Source organism: Streptomyces sp. TE5632 (assembly GCF_054061295.1).
The window spans coordinates 5805774-5816816 of the sequence record NZ_JBSSEA010000003.1 but is presented as its reverse complement, the minus strand read 5'-3'; the positions used below and the strand labels follow the sequence as shown (position 1 = coordinate 5816816).

Annotated in this window: 12 protein-coding genes and 1 pseudogene; 8 read left to right on the top strand and 5 right to left on the bottom strand. The window is 71.6% G+C overall.

The genetic code is table 11. The features are described 5' to 3' along the window. Nucleotides 1-112: 112 nt before the first annotated feature. Nucleotides 113-1036: an SCO0930 family lipoprotein gene (locus ACVW19_RS31705; RefSeq protein WP_457463790.1), complete on the bottom strand. Its 924-nt coding sequence runs from the start codon at nt 1034-1036 to the stop codon at nt 113-115. A 791-nt stretch (nt 1037-1827) separates the two neighbouring features. On the opposite strand from ACVW19_RS31705, the gene ACVW19_RS31700 reads away from it, so the two are divergent. Next, nucleotides 1828-1959 carry a hypothetical protein gene (locus tag ACVW19_RS31700; protein ID WP_457463789.1) on the top strand — a complete coding sequence of 44 codons (132 nt, stop codon included), beginning with the start codon at nt 1828-1830 and terminating at the stop codon, nt 1957-1959. Nucleotides 1960-2003: 44 nt separating this feature from the next. Beyond that, the gene (locus ACVW19_RS31695; RefSeq protein WP_457463787.1) at nt 2004-2768 is read left to right on the top strand and encodes a bestrophin-like domain; all 765 of its coding nucleotides are present in this window, start codon (nt 2004-2006) and stop codon (nt 2766-2768) included. Nucleotides 2769-3147: 379 nt separating this feature from the next. Here ACVW19_RS31695 and ACVW19_RS31690 read toward each other — a convergent pair whose 3' ends face one another. Further along, complete coding sequence (locus ACVW19_RS31690) at nt 3148-3645, bottom strand: hypothetical protein (RefSeq protein WP_457463785.1); 498 nt, start codon at nt 3643-3645, stop codon at nt 3148-3150. Nucleotides 3646-3977: 332 nt separating this feature from the next. On the opposite strand from ACVW19_RS31690, the gene ACVW19_RS31685 reads away from it, so the two are divergent. Then, nucleotides 3978-4646, top strand: a complete 669-nt coding sequence (locus ACVW19_RS31685; protein ID WP_457463783.1) for a class F sortase — start codon at nt 3978-3980, stop codon at nt 4644-4646. A 39-nt stretch (nt 4647-4685) separates the two neighbouring features. Here the strand turns inward: ACVW19_RS31685 and ACVW19_RS31680 are convergent, their stop codons facing one another. Beyond that, nucleotides 4686-5531 carry a polysaccharide deacetylase family protein gene (locus ACVW19_RS31680; protein ID WP_457463781.1) on the bottom strand — a complete coding sequence of 282 codons (846 nt, stop codon included), beginning with the start codon at nt 5529-5531 and terminating at the stop codon, nt 4686-4688. Nucleotides 5532-5648: 117 nt separating this feature from the next. Between ACVW19_RS31680 and ACVW19_RS31675 the strand changes: the two are divergent. After that, nucleotides 5649-6111, top strand: a pseudogene (locus tag ACVW19_RS31675) (universal stress protein). An 11-nt stretch (nt 6112-6122) separates the two neighbouring features. Here ACVW19_RS31675 and ACVW19_RS31670 read toward each other — a convergent pair. Then, nucleotides 6123-6938, bottom strand: a complete 816-nt coding sequence (locus tag ACVW19_RS31670) for an alpha/beta fold hydrolase (RefSeq protein WP_457463780.1) — start codon at nt 6936-6938, stop codon at nt 6123-6125. 120 nt (nt 6939-7058) lie between these two features. Here ACVW19_RS31670 and ACVW19_RS31665 point away from each other — a divergent pair, with 120 nt between their 5' ends. After that, nucleotides 7059-7538, top strand: coding sequence for a MarR family winged helix-turn-helix transcriptional regulator (locus ACVW19_RS31665; RefSeq protein ID WP_457464872.1), 480 nt, complete (start codon nt 7059-7061; stop codon nt 7536-7538). Nucleotides 7539-7560: 22 nt separating this feature from the next. Here ACVW19_RS31665 and ACVW19_RS31660 read toward each other — a convergent pair whose 3' ends face one another. After that, entirely contained in the window at nt 7561-8715 is a 1155-nt protein-coding gene (locus ACVW19_RS31660; RefSeq protein ID WP_457463778.1) for a CapA family protein, read from the bottom strand. A gap of 224 nt (nt 8716-8939) precedes the next feature. On the opposite strand from ACVW19_RS31660, the gene ACVW19_RS31655 reads away from it, so the two are divergent. The 3 genes from ACVW19_RS31655 (at nt 8940) to ACVW19_RS31645 (ending at nt 10956) form a co-directional block, all read left to right on the top strand. Beyond that, on the top strand, nt 8940-9485 hold the full coding sequence (locus ACVW19_RS31655; RefSeq protein WP_457463776.1) for a sigma-70 family RNA polymerase sigma factor: 546 nt from the start codon (nt 8940-8942) through the stop codon (nt 9483-9485). Nucleotides 9486-9620: 135 nt separating this feature from the next. After that, entirely contained in the window at nt 9621-10142 is a 522-nt protein-coding gene (locus ACVW19_RS31650) for a hypothetical protein (protein WP_457463774.1), read from the top strand. 151 nt (nt 10143-10293) lie between these two features. After that, nucleotides 10294-10956, top strand: a complete 663-nt coding sequence (locus ACVW19_RS31645) for a zf-HC2 domain-containing protein (RefSeq protein WP_457463772.1) — start codon at nt 10294-10296, stop codon at nt 10954-10956. Nucleotides 10957-11043: the final 87 nt, after the last annotated feature.

Sequence of the window (11043 nt, the reverse complement as noted above, 5' to 3'; positions counted from 1 at the left end):
AAATTTCCACGAGTTCCGGTGAATCACAGCAAAACGGTCCGCCCCTCCGTGCGGCGCGGAGGGGCGGACCGGGATCGGCGGCGCCGAAGTGTGCGGCTTCCTGGGGAGGTTGCTACTTCTCCGGCGCGCCGACCGGCTTTCCGTCGGGGCGCACGGCGTACCAGGTGCCGCCGACGCCCTGGCCGTTGGTGTCGCCCGGGGCCTTGTCACCGGCGAAGGTGTAGATCGGCCAGCAGTAGATCGTCTGCTGCTCGGCACCGTTGTCCGGGCGGGTGAACTTCATGTAGTTCTTCTTCTCGATGCCCTTGGTGTCGTTGATGTCGACCGGCGCCACCACCGGCCACTTCTCCAGGCACGCGCCGGTGCAGGCGGAGACCGGCTTCGGCCAGGCCTCGTCCTTCATGAAGCGGTAGACCGTCATGCCGTCCTTGTCGACGACGATCTCACCGAGCTCGGGGTCCTTGCGGGTGGACAGACCGGGCAGGTCGGCCGCCTGCGCCTTCTTGCCCTCGGGGGTCAGCCCGAACCACTTGCCGCCCACGCCCTGACCCTTGACGTCGCCGGCGTTGACGTCCTTGACGTAGCGGTAGGCGGGCCAGCCGTCGACGGTGAGCTGCTTGGTGCCGTCCGCCCGGGTGACTTCGCCCAGCAGTGACGCGTCGATGCCCTTGCCGGCCTTGGCGTCGTCGGCGAGCACCGGGGGCCAGGTCTCGGCGCAGCCGCCGTCGCAGTTGGACTTGGGGGGCTGCGCGGTGTCCTGGTCGAAGCGGTAGAGCGTGAGCCCGAGTTCGTCCGTCACCAGCTCGCCGAGTTCGGCGTTGGTGGAGACACCCAGCGTGCCCACGCCGCCGGCGGGGGCATCGGGCGTCTTCGCGCCGGCCCCTGTGTCGATGCCCCCGAGGTCCCCGGGCACGGCCGAGGCGCCGACGTTCTGGCTGCTGGCCGGCGGCGCGGTGTCCTGACCGCACGCCGTCGTCAGCGTCAGCACCGCCGCGGCGCTCACCACCAGTGAGGCGGTCCGCCAGGAGGTCTTCATCTCAACTCCAGATCATCGCAAGGGTGTTGCAGCGCCCTGCTGCGCCGCCGCTCGACGTGGAGTACGTATGAGGGCACCTGCCGTGTTCAACGGCGGCCCATATTTCTTCCGGAACCCGTACTTCCGCCCCGATCCGCCTGTGTGCCCTGCCGCATCGCACGCCAGTACGCCGTTTCCCAACGGGCGATCAGACCGGAACCAACCGGGAGATGACGGATTTAACTCCATCGGGGCATTCATTTGGAGCCCGCGCGTGTACCGGCCCGTCCCGGCTCATGATCTCCGTCGTGCAAGGACTCGTACCGACCCGATCCGCGCTCGCCGCACGCGCGTTGGCGATGGCGACGCTGGCCTGGGCGCTCGTCGGCGCCCCTGGCGCGGCGACGGCCGACGCCTGCGCCCACGCCTCGACGGGGCCGGGGGGAACGGAGGCGGTGGCGGTCGCCGGGAGCATGACCTGGCCGCTCCCCCCGCTCTGTTCACCCCCCGCCCCGCCACCCACGCCCACACCACCTCCACCGCCACCCGAACCCACGCCGACCCCGCCGCCCCCCGCTCCCCCGCCCCCGCTGCCTTCTCCGACACCGAAGCCCACCCCCACGGCGAAGCCCGAACCGCCGCCTCCGCCCCCTCCGCGTCGGGCCCGCCCCGCGCCACCGCCCGCCCGTCCGGCACCCACTCCCACTCCCACTCCTACTCCCACGCCGACGTCCGCTCCGCCGCCGCGCCCCTCGCCGGCCCCGGCGCCCTCGGCCACCCCCGCGCCCACGCCGCCGCCGGCCGCGACGCCCGTGCACTACCCGCGGTATCGGGCGGCACCCCCGGTCGAACGGCCTTCCGGCGGCGCCACGTCGCCCCTCACCTTCGTCCTGCTCATCACCATGCCCGCCGTGGTCGCCGTCGCCGCGCTGCGGCCCCGCTGAACCCGAGCGCCCGCCCAGGGCCCGTCCCGCCGTGGAGGCACCTCTTGCCGGAATGGCTTGTTCTCACCCTCGCGATGCTGGCCGTCTGCGTCGTGGTGATCATCATCACTTTCGTACGTCACCGCACGGCCGCCGACGACGAGGACCCCAGCGAGACCCCGGACGTCATCGAGTACATGACGATGTGGATCGGTGTGGTGTACGCCATCGTCCTCGGCCTGGCCATCGCCGGCGTCTGGGAGGGCCGCGGCGCGGCGCAGGAGCATGTGCGGGCGGAGGCGGTGGCGCTGCACGAGATCTCGGAGCGGGTACGGATCTATCCGGCCGACGTCCGTGATCGCATTCGGGACGATGTCAACGCCTATGTCGGACACGTCGTCACCACCGAGTGGCGTGTCATGGCCGACGACGGCCGGGTCACCGAACGCGGGACGGACCTCCTCGACCGGGTCCGCCGGGACGTCACCGACTACGAACCGCGGACGGACTTCGAGGCGCAGGCCTATCAGCCGCTCGTCGACCAGGTGTCCGCCGCCGACCAGGCGCGCGCCGCTCGGGCGGAGTCGACCGGGGAGACCATGCCGGGCGTGGTGTGGTTCGGGCTGATCGCCGGGGCCGTCATCACCATCGGAATGATCTTCGCGCTGCAGATCCGCCGCACCGGGCGGGAGCTGGTCCTCGCCGCACTGTTCTCCGCGTTGATCGCCTTCCTGCTCTTTCTGATCTGGGACTTCGACGCGCCCTTCAGCCGGGGTCTCGCCGCCTCGGCCGATCCGTTCCTCCTCCTGTTCCCCCACGTCGGAGGCTGACGGGTACCCACCACGGCACCCGCCGCGGGGGCGTGCGCCACGCCGTGCACGTCCCCCGGCTGCCGTACGCGGTTCCCCCGTGCGGCCCACGGCGATACCCCGTTCGCGCGACTGCGATCGCGCGAACCGGTGCGGCTTTCTAGCGTTTCGCACATCGAGGCGCATTTCCGGCGCGAGCGGAACAGGTCCGCCGCCGCTCCTCGGGACCCGGAGGACTCGCCATGCACGCGATACGCGTCGCTCCCGCCGCGACGGCGCGGAGGACGGCTCCGCCCGGCGGGATTTCACGACTTCAGGGCTGTGCCCCGGGTCCGGGCGGGATCCGGGGCGCAGCCCTGAAGTCACACGTGCGAGGAACGGCCGCCGAAAGGAATGGGGTTCAGATCTGCTTCTCGGCACGGCGGCGCATCCAGAAGACACCGCCGGCGGCGACCGCGGCGGTCACCAGTCCGCCGCCGATGGCGATGTCGATCGGGGTCGCCCCGTCGGTGCTGCTGCCGCCGAGGCCGCCGCGGACCCCGCCGAGGACGGTGAAGGCGGCCGGCCGGGTCAGGCTCCGACCGGAGCAGTGCACGGTGATGTCGTACGAGCCGGCGCGGGCGTCGAAGTCGACGGTGGCGGTGCCCTTCGCGGTGTCACCTCCCCCGTGGATGGGCCTCAGTTCGGTCCTCGGGAAGGCGTTGGACGTCGCGTGTCCGCCGTCGGGGCAGCCGTCGACGGTGATGGTCAGCTGGCCGCCGCGGGCGATGACGCTGGGCAGGGCGACGATGTTGGACGGGCTGGAGCCCCGGCCACCGTCCGCGACGGCGACCGGGGCGGCGAGCCCGAGGACGGCGACCGCGGCGCCCGCGGACGCCAGGGCACGTGACTTGCGCATGTGATCCTCCGCGGAAGGCGCCCCGGGGCCGGTCCCCGGTCGATCGGCGAGAAAGCGCCTCCCAGCAAAACCCTCAGTTGCACTGCCCCGGCGCGCATTTCGGCAATGGTCCGTACCGGTGAGGAGATGTCCGCGCACATTCACTCATTCGGATATCACCGCAGGTCACGGGCTGTCGGAAGATCTCCGTTCGGCGGAACCCCGGATGGCGCACCGATGACGGCACGGCCACCCGTTCGCCTTTCCCCCGTCGCCGGTCACGCGCGCGGCACTTAGCGTTTCTGCCATGCGCGAGTGACGCGGCGACGGCCGTGTCGAGAGGGGAAGAGCGAATGTCTGCTTTCGAGCCGGCGGAAATCGAAGAGGAGGCGCGGCGGAAGAGGCGTGCTCCGTGGGGCGTGATAGCGCTGGTTCTGCTCACCGGCCTCGCACTCATCCGGAACGGTTCGGGGGAGTTCGACGCGGGGCCGCCGCAACCCGCCGTGGCGGCCGCCACCGACAGCCAGGCGCCCGGTGACACCGCGGGCGGCCCGGTGACACCGCTGCCGTACTCGGTGCCGGGCCGGATCAGGATTCCGACGGTCCAGGTCGACGCGCCGGTCATGGCGGTGGGTCTGGACGCCGAGGGGTGGATCGACGCGCCACCGCCCGAGGACCCCAATCTGGCGGGCTGGTTCACCGGCGGCGTCACTCCCGGGGAGAAGGGCACGGCGGTCGTGGTCGGGCATGTCGACAACCACCAGGGGCCGGCCGTCTTCTACGGGCTCGGCGCGCTGCAGAAGGGAAATCACGTCGAGATCGAGCGCAAGGACGGAAAGACCGCGGATTTCGAGATCTACGGCGTCGAGGTCTTCGCGAAGAACGACTTTCCCGGTGACCGGGTCTACAACTCGAAAGGCACGTCGGAATTGCGGGTCATCACCTGCGGAGGCGGTTTCACCCAGCAGGACGGTTACGACGGCAACGTCGTCGTCTTCGCCCGGCTGGCCGAGGTTCGCTGAGCGGGCCCCGCCCGAGCCGGGCGGGGCGTCCGTCCGGTGTCAGGTGTACTGCCGGCGGGGCACGGTGACCTGGTAGCCGGAGTCCAGCAGCTCGGGCAGATAGTCGCGCAGTGCCCGCACGCTCTGGGACCGCTCGCCCCCGGCGTCGTGCGAGAGCACCACGACGCCGGGGGCGGCGCCGTTCCTCACCCGGTCGACGATGGTGCGGGTGCCCGGGGAGGTCCAGTCGAGGGTGTCGACGGTCCAGGCGAGGGGTTCCATGCCGAGTTCGGCGCCGAGTTGGAACGCGGCGCGGTTCCAGGCACCGTAGGGCGCGCGGAACCACTGGGGGCGCTCGCCGTACCCGTCCTCGATGACCGCGCTGGTGCGTTCCATCTCGGAGCGGATCCTGCTCCGGGAGAGAGTGGTGAGCAGGGGGTGGGACCAGGTGTGGTTGCCGACGACATGCCCCTCGTCGGACATACGGCCCAGCAGGTCCTTGTGGTAGGAGGCCATTTCCCCGCACACGAAGAACATCGCCCGTACGTCGTACGCGGCGAGCGTGTCGAGGATGTCCGGGGTGTAGCGGGGGTCGGGTCCGTCGTCGAAGGTCAGCACCATGGCGCGACCCCGTCCGGACACGCGCAGCAGGGGTGCGCTCCGCACCTGGGTCCTGCGGGGCACGCTCCTCGGCGAGCCGTAGCCGGTGAGGGGCCTGAGGCGGTACGTGGAGGGCTTGAGCGGGCGACCGGCGGCCAGGCCTCCGGCGGCGGGCGGGGCGGTGCGTGCCGCCTCGGTACCGGCGCCCGTCATGAGGACTCCGGCCGTGCCGGCCGCCCCCAGGACGGCGGCGCCGGCACCGGCGAGCAGCACTCGGCGCCGGGTGGGCGACTGATCCTTCTGCATGACTCATCAGTCGCCCGCCGGGGGACGGGCCCACCTCGGTGGCACCGGTCCGGCGGGACGTTTCCACCCGCTCGGCCCAGCACGCCGCCGGTGCCGGGCTCCGACAGCCTCTGCACCGTGACGGAACGGCACTCCGTACAGTTCGAACGGGGCACGGACGGACCGAAGGTGATCGTGGTCGGAGTGGACGGCTCCGACTCCTCACTGCGCGCGGCGGCCTACGCGTCCGGTTCGGCGCGGCGGCAGCACGCACTGCTCGCCGTGGTGTACGTGCGGCCGGTGACGGCGGCGGGCGTGGCGCTCGGGGCGCCGGTGGCCGACGCCACCGACGAGATCACCGAGGAGCTGGTGGCGCAGGTCAGGGAGGCGTCCGAGCGGGTCCGGGGGGTGCTCGACTTCCGCTGGGAGTTCCACACGTTCCGCGGCGACCCCTACAACGGCATCGTGAAGGCGGCGGACGAACTGAAGGCGGACGCGGTGCTGGTGGGCACCTCCGAGCAGGCGGGCCACCGCTTCGTGGGGGCGGTCGCGGTCCCGCCTGATGAAGGCGGGACGCCGGCCGGTGACGGTGGCGCCCTGAGTTCCGCGGTGTCAGAGGGCGCGCAGGAAGTCGAGGAGGATCTCGTTGAAGACCTCGGGCTGTTCCATGCACGCGTAGTGTCCCGCACCCTCGATGGTGACGGCGCGGCCGTCGCGCACCTCTTGGACGAGACGCTCCGCCGCCGCGGTCAGATCGGCGGGTTCGAGTGAGCCGTTGACCGCGAGCACCGGCACGTCGATCGTCGGCACGCGGTCCCAGGTGCCGGTGACGGGGACGCGCAGGTCCTTCTCGTCCGGGGTGTGCTTGGAGATCGTGTGCAGCGCCATCTCCCGCAGTCGGCGCGGGATGTCCGGGTCGACGCCGTCGGGGCCCCGGTGCTCGCCCGGCGCGACCCGCACGAAGGCGTTCAGCCAGCCCTCGATGTCCCCGGCGCCCAGGGCGCGGGCGAACTCGGCCTGGATCCGGCGGGACCACGGATCGGTGTGCTCGAACTCACTGGTGGCCGCCCCGCAGGCGACGACCGCGCGGACCAGACCCGGGTGTTCGAGGATCGTGTCGGTCGCGATGGCCCCGCCCATCGACACGCCGACCAGGACCGCGGGCCCCGCGTCGAGGTGGCGCAGCAGGGCGGCGAGGTCGTCCGCCCAGCGGAAGGGCTGCGTGGCGTTGGCGGAGGAGCCGTGGCCGCGTACGTCGGGGGCGATCACCCGGTGGTGGGCGGCGAGGGCCGGGATCTGGTCCGCGAAGAGCCGGTGGTCGACGAAGCCGGAGTGGAGCAGGACGACCGGGGCTCCCGTGCCGCTGTCGTGGTAGGCGAGGTCGCCGTCGGAGGAGGTGAAGTAGCGGAGTTCCGCAACCGTAGTCATGACAACCAAGGTGTCACTTCCGGCGGAATTCGGCAACCACGGTGTCAAAATGAGGGGGTGAACAACACCGGGAACGACACCGACAGGCTCCTTTCGCCCGACGAACTCGGCCCGCGCCTGATGGAGGTGTTCGACCTGATCGGCCCGCTGTACCGGCAGGTGCAGCGAAAAATAGAACAGGGCGCACAGGGCGCACAGGGCGCACAGGGAGAACAGGGCGCGTACGCCGACGGGCAGGCCCAGGGCGTCGAGAGCCTGTCCGTCGGCGTACGCGCCGTGCTGGACCTGCTGCACAAGCACGGTCCGATGACCGTGCCCCAGATGGGCCGTGCGCAGGCGATCAGCCGTCAGTTCGTGCAGCGCATGGTCAACGACGCCGCGGCGCGGGACCTGGTGGAGAGCACCCCCAACCCCGCCCACCGGCGGTCGTCGCTGATCCGGCTCACCGACGAGGGGCGGGCGGCGATCGCGGCCGTCGTCGCCCGGGAGCACGCCGTGCTGCGGGAGGTCGGCGGCGACCTCACGGACGCCGACGTACGGACCTGCGTGCGGGTCCTCGCACAGATGCTGACGCTGTTCGACACCGTGGACGTGAACTGATCGCCGCCTTGACCGGGACGGTCTACTCCCCCATGACCAGGCCGTCCTTCGCCGCACCCCGGCTCAGCACCACGTCACGGATCCGGTCGCGTACGGAGCGCACCTCGGCACCCTTCTGGAGGGCCCGGTTGAGGTTGACCACGCGGCCGGCGTCCACGTCGAAGAGGAGGGGGACGAACTCGGCCTTCGTCACCTCCCAGCGCCCGTCCGGACGCGCGGGCGGGGCGAAGGTGAAGCGGCCCAGCGTGGACTGGTTGCCGCGGGGGTCCGGGGCGCCGTCGGAGCCGGTCGTCTCACCGGCGATCTGATCGCCCGTCCCGTAGATCACCCAGGTGCCGTTGACCTTCTCGTAGGCCTGCGGAACATGGGCGCGGGTGCCGAGGATCAGGTCGATGGCGGGGCGGTCGCCGGTGCGGGCGGCGGTGAGTGAGCGGGCCAGGGCGATCTGCTGCCCGTCGGGGGCCTCCTGCCACTCGGTGCCCCAGTGCAGGGAGACGACGACCACGTCGGCGCCCGCCTTCCTGGCCGCGCGGGCGTCGGCGAGGATCCTGGTCTCGTCGATGAGGTCGACGGCCCAGGGCCGGTCGGGCGGCAGCGGGAGGCCGTTGGTGCCGTAGGTGTAGGCGAGATGGGCGACCTCGGCCCGGCCCGCGCGCAGCACGGTCGCCGTACGGGCCTCAGGTTCGGTGCGGGCCGTCCCGGCATGCCGTACGCCCGCGCCGTCGAGGGCGTCGAGGGTCCGCCGGATGCCGTCGACGCCGGCGTCCAGGGCGTGGTCGGAGGCGGTGGAGCAGCCGTCGTAGCCGGTGGCGGCGAGGCCCCGGGCCAGCTCGGGCGGGGACGTGAAGGCGGGGTAGCCGCTGTGGTCGCCGTCGGCGCCGTACACGGTTCCCGCCTGGCACAGCGCCAGATCCGCGCCGGCGACGACGGAACGGATCCCGGAGAGCATCGGACGGAAGTCGTGGCCGGCCCGTCCGGCGTCGAAGCGGGCGCGGTCGATGACCGATTCGTGCGGCAGTACGTCCCCCGAGGCGACCAGGGTGAAGCCGTGGTCCCGCGCGGCCGAGGCACCCGGATGGCCGGATTCCGGTGGGTGGTGACCCCGGGCCTGGCAGGCGGCGCCCGCGGCGAGGACGACGGTGAGGGCCAGGGCCACCTGTCTACTGCGTGCAATCATCGCTTCACCCCGGTACACGTCTCTTCGATGTCGTATTTACTGACAAATAGGTAAGAATCAACTTCCGGTTCACCGCTGCTCCGACACGCTGTTTTAAGCCGTCCGGCGTGCACGAACGGCCGCCGCGACCGTTCGTCGAACCGTTCGCCGACGCGATCGACCGTCCGCCGCACGCTCCTGTGCGCGCCCTGTCCCCGGGGATCGCCGTGCGCTGCCATACCGCCATGACGGCCGGAATCACACTCACGAACGGGACAACCGCCGAGCACGAACTCGCCACCCTGCAACGCGAGCACGGCCGGCCCCTCTTCGCACTGCTGCTGCGGCTCTGTGACGGGGACCGGCAGCGCGCCGAGGACCTCGTCCAGGAGACCCTGGTACGGGCCTGGCAGCACCCCGAGGCCCTGCGCGCCAACAACTTCGACTCCGTACGGCCCTGGCTGATGACGGTGGGACGGCGGCTCGCCATCGACGCGCGGCGGGCACGGCAGGCCCGGCCCGCCGAGGTGGGCGACGCGGTACTGGAGAACGCGCGGGTGACCTCCGACCACGCCGAGCGGGCCGCGGCCACGCTCGATGTCCGCAAGGCTGTGAAGACACTCACTCCTGAACACCGTGAAGTCCTGGTGCTGGTGTACTTCCAGGGGGCGAGTGTGGCGGAAGCCGCGGCCGCCCTCGGCATCCCGCCCGGTACCGTGAAGTCCCGCGCGTTCTACGCGCTGCGGGCCCTGCGCCGGGTGCTTCCGGGATACGCCACCGACCTGCGGTGAAACCGACGGCCGGGTCAAACCTCCGTAAAGCGCCTTGCCGACGACCCCGGTTGAGTAATCGGCTGTCCTCATCCGTGTTGCGGACCGGGAGCCCGGGTCGGGCGACGCGCACGTACCGGAGGAAGGCTGAAAGGGATGCCGCACAGAGGGCAAGAGAGCACCGACGACATCGGAGACGGTGAACTCACCGTCCCCATGGCCTGGTTGTACGCCGAGTACATCGCCGACGAACTACTGCGCAGCGGCGACCTGATGCCGCCTACGTCCTTCGAGTTCCGGGCCGGCCGGGACGCGCTGGCACTGACCGTCTTCCTGTCCGACGCCGACGGCGAGCTCTCCGGCATCCGGGTGATCACCCAGCTGGAGACCTGGCTGTCGCTGACCGCGTACGACCAGCCGTGGCAGGAGTGGGTGCAGGGACGCCTGGCGGACCTGACCGCGGAAAGTGCCGCCGCCGACCGGAGCACGGCGCGGCCCGATCTGGAACTCGCCCGGTCGGCCTGGCGCTGGCTGCGGGAGACGGAGTTGCTCGCGCCGGATCTGAACGCGGTGCCGGGCGGCGGCACGGGGGCCGGCGAGGACGAGGGACCGAAGGTGTGGACACCGGCGTGGCAGCTCGGGCTGCCGCTCGGGCACCTCGCCATCCACCTTTTCTAGCCTTCCGGTGAATCGGACCAATCCGTGAGCCCGAGGGCTCCGAATCCTTTGGTCACGATTCGGTGTGCGGCTTGAGTGAATCGACTGCCCGGTGCGTACCGGTGGGAGCAAGGAGTAACCCCACCCATACCCAACGGTACGAGGATTCGGCATGAGGTCCCTGGAACGGCATCGCGACGTCGGCGCGTACGCGCTCGGCGTGCTGGACGAGGCGGAGGCGTTCCGCTTCGAGGACCACCTCATGGAGTGCCCCAGCTGCGCTGCACAGGTGACCGAATTCGGGGCGACGACACGGCAGTTGATGCTGTACCGGCGCTCCACGCCGCCGCTGGCGCATCCGATGGCCAGGCCCGGTCCGAGGATGCTGGACCGGCTGCTGTCCCAGGTGGCGGCCCGGCGGCGGGCGGAACGCCGTCGGCTGCTGTTCGCGCTGGCCGCCTCGGTGGTGCTCGCGACGACCGCGCCGGCGCTCGCCATGATGACGAGCGGCGGCGACCGGCCACCGCGCGAGAGCATCGCGGCGACCGACGAACGGTCCGGGGTGTGGGCGGAGATCACGGCGGAGGACGAGGACTGGGGCAGCCGGCTGGAGCTGAAGGTCAAGGACGGCGCGGGTCCCCGCGTCTGCCGGCTGGTGGTGGTCGGGCAGGACGGCACCGAGGAGACCGTGACCAGCTGGAGCGTGCCCCGCCACGACGCCCGGCCCAACAGCATGACGGGCGGATCCACCCTGCACTCCGGACAGATCATGCGCTACGAGCTGCGTTCCTCGGACGGCGAGCACCTGGTGACGCTGACGCCCACCGACCGCTGACGCCCGTCGGCACCCACCGACCACCGACCACCGACCGCCGACCGCCGACACCCGTCGGCACCCACCGACCACCGGCACCGGCTCGAC